Origin of the sequence: Streptomyces sp. NPDC056161, assembly GCF_042268025.1 — a bacterium.
Classification (GTDB): domain Bacteria; phylum Actinomycetota; class Actinomycetes; order Streptomycetales; family Streptomycetaceae; genus Streptomyces.
In genome coordinates, this window is the sequence record NZ_JBHJUV010000001.1 from 38,065 (window position 1) to 63,765 (window position 25,701).

General features: G+C 68.2%; 20 protein-coding genes and 1 pseudogene. 9 read left to right on the forward strand and 12 right to left on the reverse strand.

From position 1 onward, the window contains the following. Positions 1–43: 43 nt before the first annotated feature. Positions 44–1,243, reverse strand: coding sequence for an MFS transporter (locus ACFC09_RS00215; RefSeq protein ID WP_376522117.1), 1,200 nt, complete (start codon positions 1,241–1,243; stop codon positions 44–46). 155 nt (positions 1,244–1,398) lie between these two features. Here ACFC09_RS00215 and ACFC09_RS00220 point away from each other — a divergent pair, with 155 nt between their 5' ends. Further along, positions 1,399–1,971 (forward strand): TetR-like C-terminal domain-containing protein, encoded by a 573-nt coding sequence (locus ACFC09_RS00220; RefSeq protein WP_376522120.1) that lies wholly within the window; start codon positions 1,399–1,401, stop codon positions 1,969–1,971. A gap of 250 nt (positions 1,972–2,221) precedes the next feature. On the opposite strand, the gene ACFC09_RS00225 is transcribed toward ACFC09_RS00220, so the two are convergent. Continuing rightward, positions 2,222–3,088 (reverse strand): GyrI-like domain-containing protein, encoded by an 867-nt coding sequence (locus ACFC09_RS00225; protein WP_376522122.1) that lies wholly within the window; start codon positions 3,086–3,088, stop codon positions 2,222–2,224. A 560-nt stretch (positions 3,089–3,648) separates the two neighbouring features. Further along, complete coding sequence (locus tag ACFC09_RS00230) at positions 3,649–3,999, reverse strand: hypothetical protein (protein WP_376522124.1); 351 nt, start codon at positions 3,997–3,999, stop codon at positions 3,649–3,651. 319 nt (positions 4,000–4,318) lie between these two features. Between ACFC09_RS00230 and arr the strand changes: the two genes are divergently transcribed. Then, positions 4,319–4,729, forward strand: a complete 411-nt coding sequence (gene arr, locus ACFC09_RS00235; protein ID WP_071368260.1) for an NAD(+)--rifampin ADP-ribosyltransferase — start codon at positions 4,319–4,321, stop codon at positions 4,727–4,729. A gap of 213 nt (positions 4,730–4,942) precedes the next feature. Here the strand turns inward: arr and ACFC09_RS00240 are convergent, their stop codons facing one another. Next, entirely contained in the window at positions 4,943–5,740 is a 798-nt protein-coding gene (locus ACFC09_RS00240) for an alpha/beta fold hydrolase (RefSeq protein ID WP_376522127.1), read from the reverse strand. A 64-nt stretch (positions 5,741–5,804) separates the two neighbouring features. After that, complete coding sequence (locus ACFC09_RS00245) at positions 5,805–6,056, reverse strand: hypothetical protein (RefSeq protein WP_376522130.1); 252 nt, start codon at positions 6,054–6,056, stop codon at positions 5,805–5,807. A gap of 145 nt (positions 6,057–6,201) precedes the next feature. On the opposite strand from ACFC09_RS00245, the pseudogene ACFC09_RS00250 reads away from it, so the two are divergent. The 3 genes and pseudogenes from ACFC09_RS00250 (at position 6,202) to ACFC09_RS00260 (ending at position 14,753) form a co-directional block, all read left to right on the forward strand. After that, a pseudogene (locus ACFC09_RS00250) lies at positions 6,202–7,591 on the forward strand (IS1380 family transposase). A gap of 542 nt (positions 7,592–8,133) precedes the next feature. Then, the gene (locus ACFC09_RS00255) at positions 8,134–14,142 is read left to right on the forward strand and encodes a DNRLRE domain-containing protein (protein ID WP_376522133.1); all 6,009 of its coding nucleotides are present in this window, start codon (positions 8,134–8,136) and stop codon (positions 14,140–14,142) included. An 11-nt stretch (positions 14,143–14,153) separates the two neighbouring features. Next, the gene (locus tag ACFC09_RS00260) at positions 14,154–14,753 is read left to right on the forward strand and encodes a hypothetical protein (protein WP_376522135.1); all 600 of its coding nucleotides are present in this window, start codon (positions 14,154–14,156) and stop codon (positions 14,751–14,753) included. A 119-nt stretch (positions 14,754–14,872) separates the two neighbouring features. Here the strand turns inward: ACFC09_RS00260 and ACFC09_RS00265 are convergent, their stop codons facing one another. After that, positions 14,873–15,217, reverse strand: coding sequence for a hypothetical protein (locus tag ACFC09_RS00265; RefSeq protein ID WP_376522138.1), 345 nt, complete (start codon positions 15,215–15,217; stop codon positions 14,873–14,875). Positions 15,218–15,247: 30 nt separating this feature from the next. Between ACFC09_RS00265 and ACFC09_RS00270 the strand changes: the two genes are divergently transcribed. Further along, positions 15,248–16,636: an IS1380 family transposase gene (locus tag ACFC09_RS00270; protein WP_376522140.1), complete on the forward strand. Its 1,389-nt coding sequence runs from the start codon at positions 15,248–15,250 to the stop codon at positions 16,634–16,636. A gap of 451 nt (positions 16,637–17,087) precedes the next feature. On the opposite strand, the gene ACFC09_RS00275 is transcribed toward ACFC09_RS00270, so the two are convergent. After that, complete coding sequence (locus ACFC09_RS00275) at positions 17,088–18,176, reverse strand: NADH:flavin oxidoreductase/NADH oxidase (RefSeq protein ID WP_376522142.1); 1,089 nt, start codon at positions 18,174–18,176, stop codon at positions 17,088–17,090. A gap of 81 nt (positions 18,177–18,257) precedes the next feature. Between ACFC09_RS00275 and ACFC09_RS00280 the strand changes: the two genes are divergently transcribed. After that, positions 18,258–18,917 carry a TetR-like C-terminal domain-containing protein gene (locus ACFC09_RS00280; protein WP_376522144.1) on the forward strand — a complete coding sequence of 220 codons (660 nt, stop codon included), beginning with the start codon at positions 18,258–18,260 and terminating at the stop codon, positions 18,915–18,917. Between the two features lie 512 nt (positions 18,918–19,429). On the opposite strand, the gene ACFC09_RS00285 is transcribed toward ACFC09_RS00280, so the two are convergent. Next, positions 19,430–19,840 (reverse strand): winged helix-turn-helix transcriptional regulator, encoded by a 411-nt coding sequence (locus tag ACFC09_RS00285; protein ID WP_376522146.1) that lies wholly within the window; start codon positions 19,838–19,840, stop codon positions 19,430–19,432. Positions 19,841–19,944: 104 nt separating this feature from the next. Between ACFC09_RS00285 and ACFC09_RS00290 the strand changes: the two genes are divergently transcribed. Beyond that, positions 19,945–20,802 (forward strand): alpha/beta fold hydrolase, encoded by an 858-nt coding sequence (locus ACFC09_RS00290; protein ID WP_376522148.1) that lies wholly within the window; start codon positions 19,945–19,947, stop codon positions 20,800–20,802. Positions 20,803–20,923: 121 nt separating this feature from the next. On the opposite strand, the gene ACFC09_RS00295 is transcribed toward ACFC09_RS00290, so the two are convergent. Together ACFC09_RS00295 and ACFC09_RS00300 are read right to left on the reverse strand one after the other, a co-directional pair. Then, a complete protein-coding gene (locus ACFC09_RS00295; RefSeq protein ID WP_376522151.1) occupies positions 20,924–21,187 on the reverse strand; it encodes a Smr/MutS family protein in 264 nt (87 codons plus the stop codon). A 199-nt stretch (positions 21,188–21,386) separates the two neighbouring features. Then, positions 21,387–21,845 (reverse strand): MarR family winged helix-turn-helix transcriptional regulator, encoded by a 459-nt coding sequence (locus tag ACFC09_RS00300; RefSeq protein WP_376522153.1) that lies wholly within the window; start codon positions 21,843–21,845, stop codon positions 21,387–21,389. A gap of 63 nt (positions 21,846–21,908) precedes the next feature. On the opposite strand from ACFC09_RS00300, the gene ACFC09_RS00305 reads away from it, so the two are divergent. Then, positions 21,909–22,277 (forward strand): VOC family protein, encoded by a 369-nt coding sequence (locus tag ACFC09_RS00305; RefSeq protein ID WP_376522155.1) that lies wholly within the window; start codon positions 21,909–21,911, stop codon positions 22,275–22,277. Positions 22,278–22,369: 92 nt separating this feature from the next. On the opposite strand, the gene ACFC09_RS00310 is transcribed toward ACFC09_RS00305, so the two are convergent. Together ACFC09_RS00310 and ACFC09_RS00315 are read right to left on the reverse strand one after the other, a co-directional pair. Further along, entirely contained in the window at positions 22,370–22,522 is a 153-nt protein-coding gene (locus ACFC09_RS00310; RefSeq protein WP_376522836.1) for a hypothetical protein, read from the reverse strand. A gap of 139 nt (positions 22,523–22,661) precedes the next feature. Further along, positions 22,662–25,583 carry an NACHT domain-containing protein gene (locus ACFC09_RS00315; RefSeq protein ID WP_376522158.1) on the reverse strand — a complete coding sequence of 974 codons (2,922 nt, stop codon included), beginning with the start codon at positions 25,581–25,583 and terminating at the stop codon, positions 22,662–22,664. Between the last annotated feature and the right edge of the window lie 118 nt (positions 25,584–25,701).

The window sequence follows — 25,701 nt, forward strand, 5'->3', positions numbered from 1 at the left end:
TCTTCGGTGGGGAGGGATACGGCGGTCGCCGCGGGCCGGTACCTCACTCGCCCGGGGCCGCGACGGCGCGGCGCTGCGCCCTCAGCTGGTTCAGGCGCAGGACGAAGGCGGCGGAGACGATCGCCGCTATCGCCAGTGCGTAGATCTCGGTGGCGGTCCGCAATCCCATGGTGGTGACGGCGATGCCGCCGAGCACGGCGGGCACGCTGTTGCCGAGGTAATTGATGATGTTCGCGGAGGCGAAGACCGCGCTGCGCTCGTGCGGCCTGGCGATCCGGGCGAAGGTGCCGAACGTCGCCAGAACCGAGGCGCCGAAGCCGACGCCCGCCACGACGGTGCCCACGGCGGCGAGCCAGACGAGGTCCGCCATGATGCCGGCGAGTGCGGTCAGGACGCCGAGCCCGAGCAGCGCGGACGAGGGCGCCAGCAGCGAGGACGCGGAACGGGAGCGGAGCACGGCGACCGTGAGCGCCCCGGTGCCCGCCAGCAGGGTCACGACGACGCCGCCGACCAGGTGGCTGTGCAGCCCCAGCAACTGGCCCGCGACGGACGGGCCGAGAGAGAGGAACAACCCGGCCAAGGCCCAGCTGGCGATCATCGCCGGGACCACCGGGACGATGTCCGCGCGCAAGTGCGCGGGCAGCGCCGCCCGTGGGCGCAGGGAAGCGACGGCTCCAGGCCGACGCGGGGAGCTCTCCGGCATGAGAGCGGTGAGCGCCGCCGCCAACACCATGGCGGCGAGCAACAGGGCATAGACCAGCCGGGTCGGGGCGGGGCCGAACTCCACCAGTACACCGGAGCCGAGAGCGCCGAGCGCGAGCCCGGTCAGGGGGGCCACCGAGGTGACGACGCCCGCGCGCCCACGGGCGTGCGGCGGTTCGAGGTCGACGAGGGTGGCGCTCAGGGTGGTGGTCGCCGCCCCGGTGGCGATGCCCTGCACCACCCGCGCGGCGGCGAGGACGACCACGTTCTGGGCGGTGAGGAACAGGACGAGCGCGACCATCTCCAGTGCGATCGCCGCGGCGAGCACCGGCCGGCGGCCGAGATGATCCGACAGCGCCCCGACGACGAGCAGCGAACCCAGCAGGCCCACCACGTAGAGGGCGAAGACAACGGTCAGCACCCATGCCGAGAAGTGCCATTGCTGCTGGTAGATCGGGTAGAGCGGGGACGGCACGCTGGAAGCGGCCAGGAAGACGACGAAGACGACGGCCGCGCTGGGGAAGGCGGCCCCGCGCAGCACACGGCGTGTGCCCCCGTCGGACGATACGGCGGATACAGCAGAGTCAATAACCATACGAATCTCGCAGTGATCTGTGCGTTAGTGGCCTCACGCTAACACAAACGCATCGATCACTGCACTATTCCCGATGCAGCGATCAATGCGATACTGGTCGGGTGTCTTCTATCGCTTCCCCCGCCCCACAGACCGGGAGCCGCCCAGGAGGCCGCTCCGCCCGAGTCCGCGCGGCCGTCCACCGGGCCCTCAAGGAACTGGTCGCCGACGAGGCCAACGAACCATTGACGATCCCGGTCATCGCCGCCCGCGCCGGAGTGCACGCCACCACGGTCTACCGCCGTTGGGGCACCGTCGCCGAACTGCTCGCCGACGTCGCGACCAGCCGCTTCTCCGGCGACATCGTGGTGCCCGACACCGGCAGCCTCCGCGGCGACCTCGAACGCTATGCGTACAACCTCGCCAAGGACCTCTGCGACCCGGACACCCTCGCCCTGGTACGCGCCACCATCGGCACAGGCGGAGAACAAGGCGCCGCCGCGTGCCGCGGAGAACGCCAGCGACAGCTCGAAGCCATCCTCGAACGGGAACGGGCCCGGGGCGAACAGCCCCCGACCCTGGAACGCACCACGGACGCCGTGCTCGCTCCCCTCTACTACCGGGCCGTCTTCACCAACGAGCCCCTCACCCCCGAATGGGCACACGCCCTCGTGTCACACCTGCTGCCGGACTGACCACACCCCGTACGACTGCGGCGAGTCCGGCGGGCCGACAGTGGCAGCGGCAGCGGTACCAGCCGCCCGCGAGCGCATTCCAGACCGCCGTCGCAGCCCTGCGCCCAGAGAAAATCCGCCCACCGAGGACAGGTGCCCGGACCTCGCCCGATCCCGTCGTGGTCCGCAGCACCCGTCTCCACGACCGCACCTCCCGAGAAGGCGGCCCGTGCGACGGAATGATGCAGCCGGCCGCCGCTCGACACCTTGTTCAGCTCTGTTCCCGCTCCACCGGAAGCCACAGCTCAGCGTCGGCTTCGGTCTTGTCCGGGGACAGGCGGGTGCGCAGGATCTCGGGGCCGGGGCGGCTGCGGTACGGGTTGGACGGGAACCACTGCGTGAACACGTCCCGCCACAGCTCCTGGATGGCCTGCGGGGCCGGCCCCGAGGTGGTGAAGACCGCCCAGGTACCGGCCGGGACAGGCAGGACCGCGGTGCCGTCAGGGGCAGCCGCTGACGTGATCACCCCGTGGTAGTAGTCGAGTTCGGTGCCTTCGGCACGGCTCGGGTCCAGGTCGTCGCAGACCGCGACGATGCCCTGCGGCTCCTGGTCCGACAGCTTCTCCAGGTGCTCCAGGATCTGCGGGTCGATCCCGCGGACGAAGTCGATGAGTGCCTGGTTCGGCCCCATGTGCACCAGTGGTATCCGGGCCTTGACGCCGACGACGCTGAATTCCGGCCTGTCCGCTACGCGATAGCGCATGCTGCTGCTCCCTTCGACGGTGAGACGGAAGGTCAACCGGGGCTGGGAGACGAGCACGGCGCCGGTGTGCCGGGCCTCGCCCGGTCCAACCCCGTGCATGGCACGGAACGCCCGCGCGAACGCCTCGCCCGAGCCGTAGCCATAGCGCACCGCGATCTCCAGCAGCGGCTCACGCCCTGCAAGCACGTCGGCACCCGCCACGGTGAGCCGCCGGCGCCGGATGTACTCCGACAGTGGCAGGCCCGCGAGCGCGGAGAACATCCGACGCAGGTGGTACTCCGAGGTGACGGCGATGCGCGCCAGCTCGGCCACGTCGATCTGCTGGTCGAGGCGACGCTCGATGTACCACAGGGCCTGGTTGAGACGCTCCAGCACGCCCGGTCTCCTTCCCTTTCGACGATCACCACGCTAGGCAGCAGACACCTTGTCAGACCCGACAACCTGTGCCCGATCAGGTCGGGTGAACGCAGCAGCCCGCAGCCAGGGCATGGCGGCGCCCGAGCCCCGCGACGCCACTCGGGTGTCTGCTGCTCGGCGCGGACGCGGAGTTGCAGGTCGCGGAGTTCTCGTGGGGGGAGGCCCACGGTGCGGGCGCTGCCGGCGGTGGTGGAGCAGCGGGTGCGGGCCGGGCAGGGGCGGCACTGACTCTTGGTGAATCGGGCCACGATCAGCGGGGCGGCGGTGGGCGAGAAGGTCGGGTAGGGGCCGTGCCAGCCCGCACTGACCTGGCCCTGGGGCAGGTGACCTGGCGACGGTCGAAGTCGATGTGGAAGTCGTCCCGGTCGAAGCCTTCGTTTTTGCGGTGCTGGCGGGTGAGGTTGACCGGCAGCGGCCCACTGACGGTGATCTGGTGTTCGCGGGCGGCTCGTTCCAGGTGGACCAGGTACGTACAGCCGCCGCCGACAGGTACTCGGCGGGCAGCAGTCCGCGACGGGCTAGGCCCGTGTGGATGCCGGGCAGGGCCTGGCCGTCGTTCGTGGGGCCAGGGTGGTGGCCACGTGCGTGATCGCGTTCACGCTGCTGGAGGCACACGTTTCGGTGACATGCGCGGCGTACTCCTTCCAGCTGATGATGTGCTCATGGCGGACATAGCGCGCCGTGGTGTCGTATGGAGAGAGGACCGCCGAGGAGGAGGGCGGTAGCCCGGCGTCGGCGGCGGTGCGCCGGCGCAGCCGGCCTGCCGGGTCACGGTGATAGTTCTGCACGACGATCTGCCGCAGCACCTCTATCTCGACGAGCGACAGCGTCGCTTGCTGTTGGGAGCGGAGGCCAGGCTGCTGGGGCATGGCGGGATCCGGGCCGTCGCGCGGACGGCCGGGGCCCGGCCGGAGGCCCGGGAGCTTTTGAAGGCGGCCCCGACTCCGACCCGGGCCACGCGACTGACCCGCACGCAGTTGGAGGCCGCGCTCAAACGGGCCGGCCGCAAGCGCGGCATCACGGCCGAAGCTGAGCGGCTCCGTGGTGTCTTCCGCGCCGACTACGCTCACCAGCCGCCGCTGGTCGAGGACGCGCTGGGCAGGCAACGCTTTGGCTGGTGTGATCACGGCGTCCGAGCCGTCCTGGACAGCTGGCCGTCACGACAGCCCGGGTTGATAACCTGTGGTGATGGACGAGGCATTGGACGAGGGGCCGTTCTTTCACGGCACAAAGGCCGAGCTGCGGGTCGGGGATCACCTCACCGCCGGTTTCCGTTCCAACTACCGGCCCGAAATCGTGATGAACCACATCTACTTCACCGCGTTGCGCGACGGCGCGGGACTCGCCGCCGAACTCGCCGCAGGCGACGGAGCCCCGCGAGTGTACGTCGTCGAACCGACCGGGGAGTTCGAGAACGATCCAAACGTCACCGACAAGAAGTTCCCCGGCAACCCCACCCGCTCCTATCGCAGCAGGGAACCACTCCGGATCGTTGGTGAGGTCACTGACTGGACGCGACAGACACCCGAAGCTCTCCAGGTGTGGCGAGACCGGCTGGCCGCAATCCGCATGGACGACCGCGCCGAAATCATCAACTAACCTCGATCATTATAGTTTCAGCTACAAGGCGAGGCTGATTTGAGAATTGCGAGCGCCGCCGAGCCGTCATGAGATTGCGAGCAAGTTGATTCGCTCAAACTCATGACTGGCGTCGGCGGCTGTGACCATCCGTCTGAATGACGTGCAACGGGTGGCCTATAGCTCACGAGTTTCCTTGGCGATTCTCTGTGGGTAAATCGCCATACGCTGTGCCTACTTGGAGCCCACCACGCCTGCCAGAAGCTTTGCTGTGCCTTCGGGCGCCTCCACCTGGAAGTGGTGGCTGCCGAGGTCAACGAGGGTGATGTCGAGGCGGTCCCCGTAGCGGTCGATCGCTTCCTGATCTGTCAGTTCTCGTACCGCGAAGACGGTGATCGGCTGCTTCGTCTCGCTCAGTGCTGCGTCCATGTCCCAGTGAACCAGACCGAGGATGGAATGCAGGCCGGCAGGCTGCCGTACCGCGACCATCTTCTCAAAGTAGGCATCCTTGAGGGCCTCGTCAGTTCCAGCAGGCGAACCTCCCTCAACCAGTCCCCGCACCCCTCCTTCGAAGTCTTGGCGGAAGAGGTTCTCCATCGCCTCGGCCTGCTCCGCACTCTGCGGGGGAAAGAGGCACAGGTAGTGCAGCGCATCGAGGGCCACGATGCCTGACACCTTGTCGGGCAACTGTCGGCCGACTTCGACAGCAACTGCCCCGCCAAGAGAGTGCCCGGCAACAACGGCCGTGTCTACCGATTCCGCTTCCAGGACAGCGGCTACGTCGCGACCGAATTCTTCGATCGTCCAGACGTTCCGTGTCGACCGCGACTCGCCGTGCTCAGCGAGGTCAACGGCGATGACTCGAACGTCGTCAGTCAGGTGATCGGTGATCGCGTCGAAGTCGGTCCGATCTAGGCCCCATCCATGGATGAGCGCCAGCGTCGTTCCCGAGGCGGGGCCGCTGACCGTGTACCTGATGGCCGTGTGGTCATCCCGCTGAACCTCGAAATGCTTCTTTTCCCTGGTCGTCATGATCTCTCCTTGTCGAAGGGGGTGAAAAGCCGTGTTGGTTGGCGTGTGGATATTGCTGGGCAGCTCAACTGCATGGGGCGATCTCTGCGGTTGTAGCTGAGTGGCGCTCCACGCGTACCTGGTTCGGACGCAGCGCTAGGGCGGCGAAAGTGATCACCGCGATTGCGAGCGCATAGATCTCCGCTGCCGTCCTCAGTCCGATGTTGGTAACGGCGATTCCTCCGAGTACGGCGGGAACCCTGTTTCCCAGGTAGTTGATGACGTTCGCCAAGGCGAACACCGCGCCGCGCTCATGCGGCTTTGCAACGCGTGCCAAGGTCCCGAAGGTGGCTAGTACTGAGCCTGGATCCACCGCGTGATACTCGGCCTGTGGGCGATGAAAAGAGAAAAGGTGCCTGCTGACCTGGGATGATGGGAGTTCCAACACCCACATCAGTCCCACGAAGCAAGGCACCTCGTAAGTGAAAGTCTCCCACAGGCCCGCGGAGCTCTTCGCCGCGTTCGACGACCCGGACCTGATTGCGCACGCCGGGCTGGTCCCGACGATCCGGCTGGCCGAGCGGTGCGGTCTGCCCCGACTGGTGGCCGAGAAGGTCCACCTGACCGCTGCGAAGAACGGGGCCGGTACGGCCGCCGACGCGAAAGCCATGTCGATCGTGGGCAGCATGATCGCCGGGGCGGACAGCATCGACGACCTGGACGTACTGCGCCACGGCGGGCTGCCGCGCCTGTTCGGCGGGGTGCGGGCGCCGTCCACGCTGGGCAGTTTCCTGCGCGCCTTCACCTGGGGTCATGTGCGCCAACTGGAGTCCGCCGCACGGGCGGTTCACCTGCCGCCTGGCCGCGCACACCGGCATGGTCCCCAAGCGGGACGAGGTGGTGTTCGTGGACATCGACTCCAAGGTCAAACAGGTCTACGGGCCGGCCAAGCAGGGCGCCTCGTTCGGCTACACCAAACAGCGCGGTCTGCACTTCCAGATCGTCACCGTGAAGACCTCCACCTGCGCGCCCGTCATCGTGGCCACCAGGCTGCGCAAGGGATCGGCGGGCTCCGGCAAGGGCGCGGCGAGCCTGCTGCGCGAGGCGCTGGCCACGGTGCGGGCGATGGGCATCACCGCACAGGTCGTAGTCCGGGCGGACTCGGCGTACTTCTCCCACAGGGTCGTCGATGTCTGCCGCAAGGCCGGCGCGGCCTTCTCCCTCGCGGTCGCGGTCAAGAAGAAGATCCGTGAGGCGATCACCACGATCCCCGAGGATGCCCGGACGCCGATCAAGTACGCCGCCGCCGTCTGGGACGCCGAGGAGGAACGCTGGATCTCCGACGCCGAGATCGCCGAGATCACCTTCACCGCGTTCACCAGCAAGAAGAAGGCGTTCCACACCACCGCCCGACTGATCGTGCGCCGGGTGAAACGGCTCAACCTCAAGACCGTACCCGAGGGACAGGCCGAGCTGTTCGGCGTCTGGCGCCACCACGTCATCTTCACCGACAGCCCCTTCCTCCTCGCCCAGGCCGAGCCGATGCACCGCGAACACGCCGTGGTCGAACAGGTCTTCGCCGACCTGGAGGATTCCGCACTCGGCCATCTGCCCTCGGGGAAGTTCACCGCGAACGCCGCCTGGCTGACCCTGGCAGCCACCGCCTACAACCTCACCCGCGCGAGCGGCCACCTCGCCGCCGCCTTCCACGCCAAGGCGAGGACCGGCACCATCCGCCGCCACCTGATCAACGTCCCTGCCCGGATCGCCACCGGAGCCCGCCGCCTCACCCTCCACCTACCCGAACGCTGGCGCTGGGCCGACGACTTCACCGACCTATGGACAGCCACCGGACAGCGCATGCTCACCTGAACCACGCAACCGACCTGACCGCCCACGACCTGGAAGAACCTCGGAGACCCCGCACCGGACGGCCACCCGGCCCATCGTGCTGCCCGCACCCCGAAAGATCACCTCGAACCCGCCGGATACCGAAGATCACAATTCACGCGGTGGATCCAGGTTGACGCGAGTCGAGACGGTAGATATGGGGCGAATGTTTTGTTCTGTTAATTATGTCTGCCGGGGGGCGTGAATTAGGTGTGGCCAGGGGGGTGTGTGGGCCTGTAGAACCTCTCCTGTTGATCTTCAAGTGAAGATCGTTCTAGGGAGTTGTGATGGTTTCTTGGTTTAAGGGCGGGCCTCCGGGCCCGTTCATACCTGCTACGTCATTGGCGCGCAGACGCGCGCGACGGGTAGCTGGGGCTGTGGCGCTGGTGCTGGCGGTTGAGACGGCGCTGGTGGTGGAGTCCACCGGGCAAGCTGTTGCCCTGCCACCGCAAGCCCTCCCGACGGTGTCCTCGGCGGCGGCCGAGGGTCCAGCGCAGGCACAGGATGAGTCCTCCGCGGTGCTGATGGCGCGGCTGCAGGACCGGAAGATCGAGGTGCTTTCGGCGCGGACGACGGATTCAACGACGTGGGCGCTCCCGAGCGGTGAGCTGCAGACCGAGGCATTCGCCGGTCCGGTGCGGGTCAAGCAGGGCGGGGTATGGCAGGACATCGACACCTCGCTGTCCGACACTGGGGCGGATCTGACGCCGGCGGCGACGGCGGCGGACATCGCGGTCTCCGACGGCGGCGACACCGCCCTCGTATCGGTTGCCAAGGGGGCCATGTCGTTCGGGCTCGGTTGGCAGGACAAGCTGCCCACGCCCGTGGTGAAGGACAACACCGCCTCCTACGACCTCGGCGACGGACAGAAGCTGACGGTCTCCGCGCTCGCGCAGGGCTTCACCGAGAACGTGGTCCTGGACCAGCAGCCCGACGGCCCCGTGTCCTACCGGATTCCGCTGAACCTGGACGGCCTGAAGCTGTCGCAAGCCGAGTCCGGTCACCTGCTGCTGAAGGACACTGCGGGCAAGCTGGTGGCCGAAGCGTCCGCGCCGATGATGTGGGACTCCACCAAGAACCCGGTCTCTGGTGAGTCCGACCACCGGGCGCGGGTCGCCACTACGGTGGAGACGGCAGAGGACGGCACACAGTCCCTGGTCCTGACCCCAGCTGCGGACTTCTTGGCGACGGCCACCTATCCGATGACCGTCGACCCGACGTCCACGCTCGCGGTGACCACGGACACGTGGGTGCAGACCCCGGACTACCCGGACTCCCAGCAGGGCTCGCAGGAGCTGAAGTCCGGCACCTACGACACCGGCCAGGACATCGCACGCTCGTACCTGAAGTTCGACGTGTCGAAGTTCAAGGGCAAGCACATCACCTCGGCGGTGATGTCACTGTACTCGTACTACTCCGCCACGTGCGCGACCGACGGCCCCGGGACGCAGGCCAAGCGCGTCACCTCGACGCTGGACACCGTGAACATCACGTGGGTCACGCAGCCGACGACCACCACGGACAGCATGGCCACCAACACCGGCCACTGGGGCTACGACTCCTCCTGCCCGGCGAACTGGTCGAACTGGACGCTGACCGGCATGGTCCAGGACTGGGCCAACGGCGCCGCCAACTACGGCATCCAGATCCGCAGCGCCGACGAGAAAGTCCCCACCACCTGGCGCCGCTTCCGCTCGGCGAACTACACCACCTCCGGCTACGCGCCGAAGCTGGTCGTGACCTACAACTCCTACGCCACCACCGCCTCCGCGGCGATCTCGCCCAGCGTGGTCAACGCCTACAACGGCAGCCGGTACGTCACCTCGCTGACCCCGACCCTGTCGGCAAAGGTCACCGACGCCGACGGCGGCAACGCTCAGGCCCAGTTCGAGATCACCCCGGACCCGGCCTCGGCGGACACCACCTACACCTACACCGCGTACGGCAAGACGGTGGCCTCCGGCTCGACCTCTGCGCTGGGGATCCCGTCAGGGTCGGCGTTCCCCGCGGGCGTGCATCTGCGCTACCGGGTGCGGGCGTATGACGGCACGGACTTCGGGTCGTGGTCGGGCTACACGACGTTCGTGCTGAACACGGGCAAGCCGGTCGCACCGACCGTCATCTGTGACACGTACACCCAGAACGGCTGGACCGCCAAGGCATCCGCCGCCGTGAACTGCACCCTCGACACCTCCTCCACGGACGGTGCCGGCTACCAGTGGGGCCTGGACGACGCGTCCCTGCCGAACACGAAGCTGGACACGACCAACGGCACCGGCGGCGACGCGCAGACCATCAGCATCAACCCGGTGGGCGGCTGGCACACGCTGTACGCGCGCACCATCGACTCCGGCGGCAACCTCTCCACCGCCAGCACCGCCTACAGCTTCGGCGTCGGCGCCGACGGCGCGGCGATCCTCTCCCCGCAGGACGGCGACACCACCGCCCGCCGGGTCACCCTGGCGGCCAAGGGCCTCACCACCTACACCGGCGTGACCTGGCAGTACCGGCGCGGCGAGACCGACATCTGGCACACCGTGCCCGTCGGTGATGTGACCGCCTCCGGCTCCGCCGTCTCCGCCTGGCCCGTCGCCGTCAGCGGCGGCACCGCGACCAAGCTGGCGTGGAACACCGTCTCCACCCTCGCCGAGGACGGCGTGATCCAGCTGCGGGCCGCGTTCACCGACGGCACCACCACCGGCTACTCGCAGACCGCCGAGGTCACCCTCGACCGGGACGCGGGCACCGCCCTCACCAATCAGATCGGCCCGGGCCAGGTCAACGAACTCACCGGTGACTTCAACCTGTCGGCCACCGACGCCTCCGCGTTCGCCGCGAGCGTGGACCGTACGTTCTCCTCGCGTACCAACAGCACCGACGCCGAGGGCCAGGCGCAAATCTTCGGCCCCGGCTGGACGTCGGCCGTCTCCGCAGAGTCGAGCGACTATACGCAGATCCGCGAGACCTCCGGCACCTCTGTCGAGGTACTGGCCGGTGACGGCAGCGCGATCGCGTACACCGAGACGAGCAGCGGCGGCTGGCAGCCGGAGATCGGTGCCGAGTCCCTGACGCTGACCTACTCGACCACCACGAACATGTTCACGCTGACCGACACCGACGCCAACACGGTCGTGTTCGCGAAGGCGGACCCGGCCTCGACGACGTGGACGGTGTTCTCGTCGGCCTCGGCGGTCGACGACTCGACGGTCACGGTCTTCTCGACGACGGTGGACGTGGGCGGCAAGAAGCTGGCCCGTCCGAGGTACGTGGTCTCGCCGACGAGCGCGGCGACTGCGACGACCTGCCAGACGACGCCGTCCACGAAGGGCTGCCGGGTACTGGAGTACGTCTACGCGCCGGCCACCACGGCCACTTCCAGCACACTGGGCGACTATCTGAACCAGGTCTCGGCCATCAAGCTGTGGGCCACCACCCCCGGTGCCTCCGCCTCGACCTCCGAGACGCTCGCCTCGTACGCCTACAACGCCTCCGGCCAGCTGCGCCAGGTGTGGGACCCGCGCATCAGCCCCTTGCTGAAGACGGAGTACACCTACGGCACCGACGGCCGCGTAGCCACGTACACCAAGCCGGGCGAGCTGCCCTGGACCTTCACCTACGGCACGGCCGGCTCAACCTTGACCTCGGGGGCCGGCATGCTCCTCAAGGTTTCGCGTGCCGCGCTTGCCGCGGGCTCCGCGAGCACCACGTCCGGCACGGCGGCCACCACCGTCGTCTACGACGTCCCGGTCTCCGGCACCGCCGCCCCGTACCAGATGGACACCGCGACGGTCGCCACCTGGGGACAGGACGAGGCGCCCACCGACGCCACCGCGTTCTTCCCCGCCGACAGCGTTCCGGCCTCCAGCACCGGCGGCGACCTGACAGCTGGCGCCTATGCCCGGGCCACGATCAGCTACATCAACGCGAACGGAATGGAGACCAACACCGTGAGCCCGGGTGGTGCGATCACCACCACCGAGTACGACCTGCTCGGCAACGAGTCCTCCGACCTGACCGCCGGCAACCGAGAACTCGCCCTGGGCGCCTCCGCCAACGCGGCGACAGAACTGGCCGCCCTGGGCCTGACCGATCTGTCCACCGCCGAGCGCGCCCAGCAGCTGGCCACCGTGCTGGAGTACTCCGCCGACGGCACCCGTGTGACTGACGAGTACGGTCCGCTGCACCAGGTCACCCTGGCCGCGGAACTCACCGGCACCACCCCCGAGTCCACCCTGGCCGCTGGCACGGTGATCCCGGCCCGTGCCCACACCTCCTACGCCTACGACGAGGGAGCCCCGGCAAACGCGGCGGTCTCCGACCTGGTCACCTCCTCCACCACGGGCGCGGCCATAGCCGGCTACGCTACCGACGCGGAGGCCAAGACCACGACCACCACCTACGACTGGTCCACGGGCTCCGAACTGGCCACCACCGGCGGCGGCGAGTCCGCGGGCCAGGTGACCAGCTACGACAGCGCGGGCCGTGTGGCCACCACCCGCACCCCGAAATCGTCCGGCTCGGACGCGGGCACGCTGGTGTACACCTACTACGACGCGCACGCCATCGGCGCCTGCGCCTCGACCGAGTGGGACGGCCTGCTCTGCAGGACCGCTCCGGCCGCGGCCATCTCGGGTGGCGGGACCAACCCCGCCGAGGCCGTCACCACCGTCTACACCTACGGTCGGTGGGGCCAGGTCGTCACCAAGGCCGAGACCGCCAACGGCGTGACCCGTACGACCACCACCGCGCCCGACGCGGCGGGCCGTCCGACCGGCACGACCGTCACCGGCGGCACCGGAACAGGCACTCCGGCCACCACCATCACCTACGACGGGGCCACCGGCCAGGTCGCCAGCACCACCGCCAACGGCAGGACGTCCACCTCGACGTACGACGCCCGGGGCCGGACACTCACCTACAGCGACGGGTCGGGCAGCACCAGCTCCTTCACCTACGACATCCTCGACCGCCCGGTGACGGCGTCCGACTCGGTGCCGTCCACCACCACCTACACCTACGAGGCCACCACCGGCCAGGCCCGGTCCATCACCGACTCGGTCGCCGGGACGTTCACGGCCGGTGCCCACGATGCCGACGGCGCTCTCACCGGTGAGACCCTCCCCGGTGGCTACACCCTGGCCACGACCTACGACACGACGGGCAACCAGACGTCGGTGACCTACGCGGACTCCTCAGGCACCACCGTGCTCTCCGACTCCGCGACCTACACCATCCACGGCAAGCAGACCGGTCACACTCAGACCGACGGCGGAACCCTGTCCACCGCCTACGGCTACGACGCCTCCGGGCGCCTGGCCCTGGCCACCGACGACGACGGCACGACGACGACCTCGCGCGCCTACGCCTTCGACACGGATGACAACCGCACCTCGCTGACCACCACGGTCACGGCTGCGGGCTCCACCCCCACCACCTCCAGCACGGCGTACGCGCACGACACCGCGGGTCGCCTCATCGCCGGGGGTTACACCTACGACGCCTTCGGGCGCACCACCCAGGTGGCGGGCAAGACCCTGGCCTACTACACCAACGACCTGGTGGCCAGTGAAACCGTGGGCTCTACCCGTACCACCTGGGGCCTGGACGGTTCCGGCCGCCTGGCGTCCTCGGTCACCGCGACCACCAGCGACAGCGGCGCGACCTGGTCGACCACGAGCACCACGGTGAACCACTACAACTGTGGCTGCGAAACTCCGTCCTGGACGGTCACCACCGCGGGTTCCGCCTCCACTGTCAGCCGGAATGTCCCCGACCTCTCCGGCGGCCTGGCCGCCACCACCGGTGCCACCGTCGGCACGGTCCTCCAACTGGCCAACCTGCACGGCGACATCTCCGTCCGGCTGGACCTGGCGACGTCCGCCGCCACGGTCCAGCGCTACGACGAGTACGGCAACCCGCTGGACGCCACGGCCGCCGCAGCGAAGTACGGGTCCCTGGGCGCCTACCAGAAAGCCACCGACGGCCTGGCCGGGTACACCCTCATGGGCGTCCGCGTCTACGATCCGACCACCGGCCGCTTCCTCCAGAGCGACCCGGTCTACGGCGGCAACACCAGCGCCTACATCTACCCCGCCGACCCGATCGGTCAGTCGGACACCAGCGGTGAGCTGAACTACCGCTATCAGACGAAGAGTACGAAGAATTACACCCTCGGCATCCGCAGGAACTGCACCGGGAAGTCCAAGTGCAGCCTGACCTGGTACGTGAAGCTGAAGAGCATCTGGAAGAAGTACGGCGCTCTGAAGTTCGTGTACACCATCGTCCTTCCGCTGTACTACGCCGCGAGGAATCAGAACTACGGCCACCTGGAGTCGGGCACCTACGTCTTCCACGGCTCCTGGGGTGTCCCGAACGGGAGGGGAAGACCGGAGTCGGACCGGGGGAAGTACAAGGCCATGGGCATGACCTTCTGGTTCGACTGGACTGACAACGTTGAATTCAGCGGGAAGTTCACCGTCATGAACATCTGCGCCAAGAACCCGAACCTGAACGTCTACGGCCTCTTCACCTGAGACCCTTCGGGGTGATCACCGCCGGGGGAGAAGTGGGCAACCACTTCCCCCCCGGCTTTCATTGCCATCGGAAGGCAGCGATGATGTCGAATTTCTCGGACTGGCAGGACCGGATGCTGCGAGCGGTCTGGCGGCACGGGGAGCAGCTCCCCGAGGAGGTACTGACGTGGATGGCCGAGCTGTACAGCGAGCGTGGAGAAATTCCGGAATCGGAGTTCTGTGAATCCTGGACCGCGCGAACCTTCTCCATGGCGAGATCGGCCTTCGAGACGGTCACCAGGTCGGCGGAGCAGGACACCGGGAAAGCGGCCACCGGCGACGACTTCTGCTACATCGACTACGTGCGCGACCCGGACCTGGGACCGGTCGGCGTGGTCCACATCAAGTCGGCGGAGGTCTCCACACCCGATTCGGCAGAGGTTCTGGGTGCTGTGGCGGAAGGAGTGCAGGAATTCGTCATGAGCCACCATCGCGTGACCTGGCCCGTCTGCGGCGAGCACGACCGCGGTCTGCATGTGGGTTACTTCCATGAGACCGCGGTCTGGAAATGCACAGGAGGGACTGCAGAGGGTCACGTGGTAAGAGCGGTTGATCCTGCCGTTCAGCTGTAAATCACGGCGGGGCGTCGAGGGCGCCGCGCAAAACCGCGTCAAAGCACTTAGACCGACCGGCAAATGGTGGGCTGCTGCCCGGCGACTGGACGCTCTAGTGTCTCGTGATCCTGATTGTGTTACTTCGAGTTGTTATTGACGAGTTTCTTCACGCTGGTCTGGACAAGTCGGACCTTGGCGAGGATCTCGTCGGCGGTGGCGGCCCAGGTGAAGGGTTTCGCGTTCTCGTTCCAGGAGTCGATGTAGTCGCGGATCTGTTTGACCAGGACGTTGACGCTGGCGAATGTGCCGCGGCGGATGGACTGCCGGGTGATGATCCCGAACCAGATCTCGTCGGGTAGGACCGCTGCATTGCTGCAGCGGTCCCCCCTCAGCCTGGATCCACCGTGCGATAGCCGGTCTGTGGACGGCGGAATGAGAAGAGGTGCCCGCTGACCTGGGATGATGGGAGTTCCTACGCCCACACCAGTCCCACGAAGCAAGGCACCTCTGAAGTGAGAGTCTTCCACAGCCCGGCGGCGCTGTTCGCCGCGTTCGACGACCCGGACCTGATCGCGCATGCCGAGCTGGTCCCCACGATCCGGCTCGCCGAGCGGTGCGGGCTGCCCCGGTTGGTGGCCGAGAAAGTGAAGCTCACCGGCGCGGGTAACGGTGCCGGGACGGCCGCCGACGCGAAGGCCCTGTCGATCGTGGGCGGCATGGTCGCCGGGGCGGACAGCATCGACGACCTGGACGTGCTGCGCCACGGTGGCCTGTCCCGACTGTTCGGCGGGGTGCGTGCCCCGTCCACGCTCGGCACGTTCCTGCGCGCCTTCACCTGGGGACAGGTACGCCAACTCGATTCCGCGGCAAGGGCGTTCACCTGCAATCTCGCCGCGCACACCGGCTTGGTCCCCACCGGCGACGAGGTGGTGTTCGTCGACATCGACTCCAAGGTCAAGCAGGTCTACGGCCCGGCCAAGCAGGGCGCCTCCTTCGGCTACACCAAACAGCGCGGCCTGCACTTCCAGATCGTGACGGTCAAGACCGCGACGTGCGCGCCGCTGATCGTGACGACGAGGCTGCGCAAGGGCTCGGCAGGCTCCGGCAAGGGGGCGGCGAGTCTGCTGCGCGAGGCCCTGGCCACGGTGAGGGCGATGGGCATCACCGCGCAGATCATCGTCCGCGCCGACTCGGCGTACTTCTCCCACAAGGTCGTCGAGGTCTGCCGCAAGGCCGGCGCACGGTTCTCCCTCGCGGTCGCGGTCAGGAAGAAGATCCGCGAGGCCATCGCGCACATCGCCGAGGACGCCTGGACGCCGATCAAGTACGCCGCCGCGGTCTGGGACGCCGAGGAAGAACGCTGGATCTCCGATGCAGAGATCGCTGAGGTCCCCTTCACCGCGTTCACCAGCAAGAAGAAGGCGTTCCACACCACCGCCCGGCTGATCGTGCGCCGCGTGAAGCGCCTGAACCCCAAGAGCGTGCCCGAGGGCCAGGCCGAACTCTTCGGCGTCTGGCGCCACCACGTCATCTTCACCGACAGCCCGTTCGTGCTCGCCCAGGCCGAACCCATGCACCGCGAACACGCCCAGGTCGAGCAGGTCTTCGCCGACCTGGAGGACTCCGCGCTCGCCCATCTGCCCTCGGGGAAGTTCACCGCGAACGCCGCCTGGCTCACCCTCGCGGCCACCGCCTACAACCTCACCCGGGCCGCCGGCCACCTCGCCTCCGTCTTCCACGCCAAAGCGCGGACCGGAACGATCCGCCGCCACCTGATCAACATCCCCGCCCGGATCGCCACCGGAGCCCGCCGCCTCACCCTCCACCTGCCCAAACTCTGGCGCTGGGACGACGACTTCACCGACCTGTGGACCGCGACCGGACAGCGCATGCTCACCTGAACCAGGTGACGCAACTGCCCGCCCACGACCCGAAAGACCTCGGAGGCCCCGCACCGGACGGCCACCCGGCGATCACCGCTGCCCGCACCCCGAAGAAACCCCCGGAAGCCGCCCGACACCGGTGATCAGAATTCACGCGGTGGATCGAGGCTGAGGCGCCGAAGCCGATGCCGGAGATGACGGTGCCGACGGCGGCAAGCCAGGCGACGTCCTGCGCCACCCCGGAGAGCGAAATCAGCGTGCCGATCCCGAGCAGTGCGGCCGATGGGGCCGACAATGTTGAGGCCGGCCTGGAGCGACAAAGGCGCCCTTGCCCGGCCTGCGGTGCGAAGCGCCGACGGACGTGTGCTTGGTCTTCGTACCGCCCGGCCTCCCGGCCCTAGGGCCCCCGGCAGCGCGATTTATGGATGTCATCGGATTTTCCCTTCACCTTCCGTCTACGGCTCTGCTCTCACAGGGCCCGGTAGTACTGATTCGGCCAGGACGAGGGGTCGTCGCGGCGGTGGTAGAGGACGAGGTACGGATCGCGCAGCAGTGCCCTCCCCATCAGCACTGCGTCCGCTTGGCCACTCGCTACGACTTCGCCGGCCAGCGACATATCGGCGATCTGCCCAACAGGAGCGACGGGGAGACCCGACGCCTTCTTGAGGGTGTCGGCGAACTCGATGTGAACTCCTTCGCGAGCCGGCGGGCGGGCCCGCACGTCTTGCAGCAGCACACCGGAGGTGACATCGAGGAGGTCGATACCGACGGCGGCCAGTTCCTTGGCGAAAACTGCCGCTTCGTCAATAGGGATGCCACCTTCGACCCAGTCCGTGGCTGTGATACGGACGAAGACCGGCTTCTCCGCCGGGAACGCCTGTCGAACTGCCCGGGCCACGCGCAGAGGAAAACGCATTCGGTTCTGCAGGGTTCCGCCGTACTCGTCCGTCCGGTGATTGGACAGCGGGGACAGGAACGCGTGGAGGATGTATCCGTGAGACGCCTGAATTTCGACCACCTGGTACCCCGCATGGTGCGCCATCTTGGCCGAGTGGGCGAAGTCCGCGACAGTCTGGTCGATGTCAGCGTGGCTGGCTTCCTGCGGAAGGCTCAGGTCGCCGAAGGGAACTGCCGACGGCGCGATCGTGTCCCAACCGCCATCACCCACGTGCACAGGGTCGTTCTGGCCCAGCCCGTCCCAGGGAAGCTTGTGCGACCCTTTCCGGCCCGCGGCCTGGAGTTGAATGGCAGGCACTGCACCCTGCTCGGAGATGAATGAGGTCAGGCGCCGGTGAGCGGCGGCCTGCTCTTCATTCCAGAGCCCGAGGTCAGCAGCGGTGCATCGGTGGGATGGCCCGACGGCTGTGGCCTCGATCATGATCAGCCCTGCTCCGCCGACTGCTCGCGCCCCGTAGTGCACGAGGTGCCAGTCGGTCGGCTTACCGTCCGCAGCGGCAGAATACTGAGCCATCGGGGACATCCACACACGGTTGGCTACCGTGACGTCTCGCAGTTGCAGGGGGCTCATCTCGGGGCCCACGAATGCCGGGCTGGACATAGTAGGACTCACTTCCTGAGGCGCAAACCTCGCAGTGATCATTGCGTTAGTGGCTTGAGCGTAACACAAACGCAGCGAACGATGCGCTACAAAGGCAGTGATCACTGCAATACTGGTCACATGCCTGCTACGACATCCCCCCGCCGTACCGAAAGGCGGCCCGGCGGCCGCTCCGCGCGGGTCCGGGCGGCCGTCCACCAGGCCGTCAAGGACCTACTCACCCACGAAGCCAGTGAACTGACGATCCCGGTCGTGGCCTCTCGCGCCGGCGTGCACGCCACTACGGTCTATCGCCGCTGGGGCTCCATCGGCGAACTGCTCGCCGACGTCGCCACGAGCCGCTTCTCCGGCGACATCGTGGTACCAGACACCGGGACCCTCCGCGGCGACCTGGAACGGTATGCGTCCGACCTGGCAAAAGACCTCTGCGACCCGGACACCCTCGCTCTGGTGCGAGCCACCATCGGCACAGGCGGAGAACAGGGTGCTGCCGCATGCCGCGGCGAACGCCAGCAGCAACTCGAAGCCATCCTTGAACGCGAGCAGGCCAGAGGTCATGAGCGCCCGACTCTGGAGCGGACCACAGACGCCATCCTCGCCCCCCTTTACTACCGGGCCGTCTTCACCGACGAGCCCCTCACCTCCGGGTGGGCATACGACCTTGTGTCTCACCTGCTGTCAGATGAGAACAGCGCCGCCAAGGCACCTGACTCCGCATCCGACAATCTGCTCGCGCAATGACGGGCCTGGCTTCGATGTTCCTGCGGGAGCAGCTCACTCACGAGCCTCAGTACAGGGAGCGCACATGACCGTCCAGAACCTTGAAACAGCATGCCTTCGTCGAAGAGTGTGAGCGGTGGCACCGGCAGCAAGAACAGGTGCTGGCCGCACCGCACGGATTCCTCGCAATCACTACTGAACTTGATCGAGTGATGTCGGGAAGGTTCGCCTGGCAGCGGCTGCTGACGCCGGTAGGTCCTGGGGAGTGAGATATGCGCAGGTTGGTGGGCTGACCGACAAGGGAGTGCGACCGCCGCCAGCGGTCTCGCCGACCGACTTCAGGATCGTGGCGCACTTCGGGCAGAACCGGGGAATGCCGTCCTCGAACACCATCCCCGTCGTCCTTCACCCGTCCCTTCGTCGCCGGCCACTGCGCCGACGACATCCCCTGCGTCCTCTACGGCGCACCACGGCGACGACGCCGACCACATCAAGCACCCGAGCCACCAGTACTGGGCGCGCAACCAGTCTGCCTATCCCCCATCGACACCCTGGTCCGCGGTTTCGTTGGCGCGGTCGATCTCGGCCATGTGCTCCTCCGCCCAGGTCCGCAGCCCCGCGAGCGCGACTTCCAGAGACAGCCCGAGTCCGGTGAGCCGGTAGAAGACCCGCGGCGGCACGGCCGGTTCGACCCGGCGCGACACCAGCCCGTCGCGGGTCAGGCTTCGCAGCGTCACGGACAGCATCTTCTGCGAGACGCCCGGCATCCGGCGTCTCAGCTCCGCGAAGCGCACCTCGTCCGGTGCGGCATCGGCGAGCGTCTTGACGGCCATGGACGTCCACTTCGTACCGATGCGGTCCAGCAACTGCCGCGTCGGGCACCGGGGGTCGAACAGATCCCCGCTTACCCCGTGACCAGCGGCCCCGGCTCCTCGGGTGGTCACCTGGAACTCACCACCTTCCCTGAAAGTGCCGTCTGGGAAGCGACCGTACAGTCACCTATCGTTCTGTGGTCACCCATGGTAACTCGCTGGCCACAGGAGCCGTCATGCCCGTCACCACCGCACACCGACTGCGCCGTATCACGACGAACGGCGTCCAACTCAACGTCGCAATCGCCGGGGACGGACCTGCGGTTCTGCTGCTGCACGGCTTCCCGCACACCTGGCAACTCTGGAGCGGCATCATGGGCCGGCTGGCCGGGCAGTACCGGGTCATCGCCCCGGACCTGCGAGGCTTCGGTGCCAGTGCACGTGCCGTCGACGGTTACGACGCAGACACCCTCGCGACCGACGCCGAAGGGCTGCTCGACGCACTCGGCGAACCCTCGGCAGCGGTGGTCGGCATCGACGCAGGCACCGCCCCCGCCGTCCTGCTCGCGCTGCGCCGGCCCGCCATCGTCCGGCGCCTGGTCGTGATGGAGGCGCTGCTCGGCCGTCTGCCCGGAGCCGAAAACGTCGTCGCGGGCGGCGCCCCGTGGTGGTTCGGCTTCCACGCCGTCCCCGGCCTTGCCGAGACCGTCCTGGCCGGCAACGAGGCCCCGTACATCGACTGGTTCCTCGACTCGGGGACGCTGGGGCGAGGGGTGCCCGACGACATCCGTACGGCCTTCGTCCACGCGTACACCGGGAGCGAGGCCCTGCGCTGCGCGTTCTCCTATTACCGGGCCCTGCCCACCAGCGCGCGGCAGATCCAGGACGCTGTCGCGACGGCTCGGCTGACCATGCCCACCATGGCCGTCGGCTCGCACCCCGTCGGCACTGGGCTCGAACGCCAACTCCGTCCCATCGCCGATGAGTTGGTCGGACACCACCTCCAGGACTGCGGCCACATCATCCCCCTCGACCGCCCCGACGCATTGTTCGCGCTCCTTGCTCCCTTCCTTGCCGCCGATCTGCCGAAGTGAACGGAGCGGGGCCGAAGGATCTCGGTCGGCGGTTCGGGCGTTCGTCCCGGCCGAGGTCCTCCACCGTGCCCATCCGCGTGACCTCCAGGACGGGCGGGAGTCCAAAGAAGTGGCCCCGGCGCTACTTGAAATGGACCACGATCCGCCCGGCGTTGGTCGGATCAGCCTCCACCCTGCGATAGAAGCGCCGCATATGGTTCTGGTTCAAGTAGGCCAGAACATGATTCTTGAGCCGCTGTTTTCCCTTTCCCGGGATGATCTCGGCCATGGAATCTCCGGAGTTGTACGCGTTGAATATGAAGGACCTCACCGCCTGATCGATGTCCCGGTTATTACGGAAGATCGGGTGTAGATCGAGGGAACGCAAGACACTTCTCGCTTTCATTGGTCTGCCGGGTATTCTTCGTCCTCTTGCCGCCCGGAGTCCGCGCGGCCTCGGGCTGGACGACGGCCAGGTGCGCAATGTGGCTCGTCGCAGAAGCGGGTGCAGTCGGGGGCTGTCGGTTTTCGAGGTCACCTGCACGGATTTCCACGCTCGGCTGCACTCCTGTCCGGGCGCGGCGAGACGTGCGCCGCGGAAGGAGCTATGCACCGTCCCTGCCGTCGCGCAGGGAATGAATCATGCTCCGCAGGATCCGGAACGCGTCCGACTGCTCGGTCCCGGTCATGCCGGCCAGCATTCTGACCTCGACGGACCGGACCGCCACGGTCGCCTTCTCCAGGCTCCGGCGGCCGCGCGGCGTGAGCCGCGCGGGAAGAACCTTCCCGACGGGCGCCTCCGCGGGCCTGGTCACGTAGCCGTCTCGTTCCAGGGCCTGGAGCAGCACGTTCATCGACTGCCGCGTCACGAACGCGCCACGCGCGAGCTCGGAGTTCGACAAGCCCGGCCGTTGAGCCAGCAGCTCAAGGCAGGAGTAGTGCGTCACGCTCATCCCGAGTGGCCGCAGCACCTCCTCCATGGCTGCGCGCAGGGCGCTCGAAGCCTCTTTCAGCAGGTAGCCCAGCGATTTGTCCAGGTCGATGCCGGCATCGTTTTGACTCATGTCAGAAGTCTGACATACAGTGACCCGTGTCAGGAATCTGACACGAAGAGAAGGAGCATCATCATGCCCGCCACCGGCCCCGACTTCATCTCGCTCCAGGCGCGCGACCTCGACGCTTCGCAGGCGTTCTACGAGCAGTACCTCGGCCTCGTCCGCTCGCCGGCCGGACCCCCGCACGCCGTCGTCTTCGAGACGAAGCCGATCGCGTTCGCACTCCGCGACGTCGTTCCCGGCACCGATCTCGCATCCGTTGCCCAGCCCGGCATCGGTGCCGCGATCTGGCTCCACGCCACCGACGTCCAGGCCATCCACGATGCTCTCGTCGCCGACGGTCACACCATCGTCTCCGCACCGATTGACGGCCCCTTCGGCCGGACATTCACCTTCGCCGACCCCGACGGCTACCAGATCACCCTGCACGACCGCACCTGATGAGCCAGAGCCACCGACTATCACCGTTCCCCGAAGACCGCCGTTGCGCCCGAGGCGCGAGAATACGGGCGACATTCATCGGCTCTTCGCATTCAACCGCGCATGCGGATCAGAGCGCGGCGTCCTCGCCGGTGCTTCTTCGGCGGCTGGGCCAGGGCGAGCTTCGCGGCCTCGATGTGGTCGGCGGCGGTGTTACTGCCCGCGTTCCCCGGCCGCAGCAGACCAGGATCCTGGACACATCCCATCGTCCCGGTTCAGACGCGCCCCTCGATTATGTGATCATCCCTCGGACAGCCCCACTCGCGACAGCGCGAGGCTGATGATCCTCTGCCACGACCCGAGCTTCACGGATGGCCGCATCGCGGCCGAGTGTCCGAGAGCGGACTACCGGGCCTCTTCCGGGCGAAGTGCGTTGCGTACGGCGAGGTGGAGCAGTCGTTGCAGCACAGCGGTGCCGTCGGAGGGCGCACCCGCTGGGAGGTCGGAATGGTAGTCGGCCTGGAACACGACGTTTCGGCAGAGCAGGAAGGCGTGTACGAAGACGCCGGGCTCCCGGTCGTCGCTCCCCGACCAGATGGACTCGTGGTCCCAGTCGCAGGGGGTGGCCGCGGGATCGGCCTGGGCCGGGGCGTCCGGGTTCGTCGTCCCGACGAACACGCGCCGCGCGATCTCGGCGCCGCTCTTGTCGGGGGTCGGCGTCTCCGTATCGGTGGCCAGTGCCAGTGTCGAGGTGTTGGCCTCGGTGTGCCAGCTGCACCACACGTCATCACGCCTGGGCCAGGGCTCGTACAGCCCGCCCATCCGTTGCGCCTCACGGTCGCGCACCGGATCCCCGTGGAGGGCCGAGGTGACCGTGTCTCTGTCGAGGAGAGAGCAGGCCGGCGGAGGCGCGGCATAGGGACCGGCCGGCAGGCTGATCCGGCTGATGGACTGGGTGAGGTAGGCGCTGCCGAAGAACAGCACGATTCCCGTCAGGAGGAGGGCGGGCCGGCGGCCCAGCAGCCAGGGGGCCCGCGACCACCGGCGGAGACGGACCCTGCCGTCCCGCACCGGCGGCGCTTCGCTGATCAGGTGCTCCCGCAATCGTGCGTGGCGGAACTGGAACACCCCGCCGGTCTGCCGCAGTACACCGCGCGCGTGGGCGTCCTCCAGGAAGGCCATAGTCCGCCAGGGCAGCCGGCCGGTGGCCGCCAGGACGACGCGCGCCGCGGCATGGCGCCCCCAGGCCGTGTGGGTGATCCCGTGCAGGACGGTGATGGCGAGGGTGCCCGAGACCACGGTGGCCCACGCCGCCGGACCCGTCACCCCCGCCCCCGCGTGGTCGCTCCAGGTGCTGACGCACACGAGAGGCAGCAGCACCACCGCTTCCAGGCACCACCGGCGCGGCCCGGTGACCGAGTGGTTGACTGCCAGGGTCAGGGCTGACGTCCGGTCGGCCCGCAGCAGCGAGCGAGGGGTGACCGACTCCACGTCGGTCGTCATGCTCGGTGCGGCGCGGACGACGAAGAGCACGCCCAACGCGACGGCCACGGGCATCGGGAAGCCGGACGGGTAGGGATGGTCCTTGGTGGGGATGTTCGTCGCCCAGGCGAACCCGATCCCGGCGGCGCTTCCTGTGGCGCGCCGGAGAATCGTGGGTGCGCGCCGACGCAGTTGCAGACGCACGGGCACCGGCACGGTGGCATAGACGTCGACGACAGCGACGATCAGGGGAAGCACACCGATCAGTGCCAGCGCGCCCCACGCCGGCAGCGTCATGCCCCACCAGCGGATCGTGCCGTGCGGCGGCAGGGCGGCGGTGAGGGCCACAGCCGTGCCGTAGATCAGGGTGACGGCCACCGCCGTAGCGGCCTTCGCCTGCCCGGGATACCAGCGCCACCAGGCGAGTTCGCCGCCGGGCGCATCGTGCCGGGCGGCATCTTGGGCCAGCCGTCGGAGCTGGCGTTCGGCGTCCTCCGCGCGCCATCGCGGCGTTTTCCCCACGTCGGGCGGGGCCGTGTAGACCGCCGGTACGAGCCGTGCGATCAGGTGCTTCTCGATCCGCGCTCCGGTCGGGAACGCGGCGGTGTCCAGGAGTTCAGCCGGGTCGGCGGCCGTCTCACCGTAGACGGCCAAGGCCAGCCCGAGCATCAGCGGCGACGACAGCGCGGCGCGCAGCCGCCGGGCATGCGGCTCGTCACCGTCGCGCATGCGGGCGAGGACGGGCTCCCACAGCGGGGCGCCGTCCGCCCGGGTCCGCCGGGTACTGGTCCTGAGGTGCTCGCTCAACTCCCGCACCGTCAACGGCTGGAGCGTCACGGCCGCCGCGCCGCTGAGCACGTCCGCCTGGCACACCGCGTCCCGGTACTGCGCGGTGCGGCTGGTGAGGATCAGGTGGGTGTGCTCGTCCAGAGTGTCGTTGAGCGTCCGCAGGGCCATGGCACGCCGTTCGGCGGGCACTTCGTCAAGGCCGTCGAGGATCAGCAGGAGCCGCTCGGGTGCGGCCACCTCCTCGGCCAGTACGGTGCCGAAACCGGTCGGTGCCGCCAGTTCGGGGTGTTCGGTGGCGAGCCGCTGCGCGGCCCAGCGCCACAGGCCCGTCTCGCCCAGGTCCCAGGAGGCGAGGGGGAGGATCACGGGGACCCGGCCGTCGGGCCCTCGTCGCTCCAGCAACCGCAGCCCGAGCCGGAGCGCCGCCACGCTCTTGCCCGCGCCCGGTTCGCCCAGGATCACCAGCCGTCCGGAGGGCACCAGGCCGTAGAGCCGGTCGATCTCCGCGACGTCGCCGTCGAGGGGCAGGGGTTGGTCGCTCCGTTCACCGGTGCGGATGTTGGACCAGTGGTCGAACAGGTCGCGCCCGGCGGTCCGGCACAGCACGGGCAGCAGGCGCGGTCCCTGGACGCGGCGCGTGATCGCCTCGTCGCGCCACTGCCTGGCCTGCTCCCGGGCGAGTCCGGCCAGCACGCCGTTCACCGTGGCGCGCAGCGCGTTCTCGTGGCGGCCGCGGGACAGTTGACGGCACTGCCAGGTCACCCATCCCACGGAGTGCGCGGTCATCAGCAGCGCGAGCCCGGCTACGACCAGCCAGGGCGCCTTCCGTCCGGTCGCGGCGGTGAGCCCCGTACCCAGCAGGAAGCCGCCGAGAGTCACGAGGACCGTCACGACCGCACAGCGCCGGACCACGGACCAGCCGGACAAGGGCGTCAGCTGGAAGGGGATCCCGTAGAGGTGCACGCGGCCGATGGAACCGGCCTGGATGACCGTCTGGGCGTCACCGTGGAAGGTGTTGTGTACGTCGTGGGACCTGCTCCCCCCGGCTCGCCCCACGTCTCGCGCACCTCCGCCGTCTCCTGGTCGAGCACGATAGTCCGCGTCCCCGAAGTGTTCCAAGTAGGCTGGTAAGGAGCGAAGTTCGGGACTGAGCAGCGGGAAACGGAGGGTGGCG

What these genes read in the sequence shown, in the direction of transcription:
- ACFC09_RS00255 (WP_376522133.1), top strand. Translation starts at nt 8,134, where the DNA reads ATGGCGCGGCTGCAGGACCGGAAGATCGAGGTGCTTTCGGCGCGGACG.
- ACFC09_RS00240 (WP_376522127.1), bottom strand. Translation starts at nt 5,740, where the DNA reads ATGACGACCAGGGAAAAGAAGCATTTCGAGGTTCAGCGGGATGACCAC.
- ACFC09_RS00305 (WP_376522155.1), top strand. Translation starts at nt 21,909, where the DNA reads ATGCCCGCCACCGGCCCCGACTTCATCTCGCTCCAGGCGCGCGACCTC.
- ACFC09_RS00310 (WP_376522836.1), bottom strand. Translation starts at nt 22,522, where the DNA reads ATGGGATGTGTCCAGGATCCTGGTCTGCTGCGGCCGGGGAACGCGGGC.
- ACFC09_RS00280 (WP_376522144.1), top strand. Translation starts at nt 18,258, where the DNA reads ATGCGCTACAAAGGCAGTGATCACTGCAATACTGGTCACATGCCTGCT.
- ACFC09_RS00230 (WP_376522124.1), bottom strand. Translation starts at nt 3,999, where the DNA reads ATGCCCCAGCAGCCTGGCCTCCGCTCCCAACAGCAAGCGACGCTGTCG.
- ACFC09_RS00300 (WP_376522153.1), bottom strand. Translation starts at nt 21,845, where the DNA reads ATGAGTCAAAACGATGCCGGCATCGACCTGGACAAATCGCTGGGCTAC.
- ACFC09_RS00290 (WP_376522148.1), top strand. Translation starts at nt 19,945, where the DNA reads ATGCCCGTCACCACCGCACACCGACTGCGCCGTATCACGACGAACGGC.
- ACFC09_RS00295 (WP_376522151.1), bottom strand. Translation starts at nt 21,187, where the DNA reads ATGAAAGCGAGAAGTGTCTTGCGTTCCCTCGATCTACACCCGATCTTC.
- arr (WP_071368260.1), top strand. Translation starts at nt 4,319, where the DNA reads ATGGACGAGGCATTGGACGAGGGGCCGTTCTTTCACGGCACAAAGGCC.
- ACFC09_RS00275 (WP_376522142.1), bottom strand. Translation starts at nt 18,176, where the DNA reads ATGTCCAGCCCGGCATTCGTGGGCCCCGAGATGAGCCCCCTGCAACTG.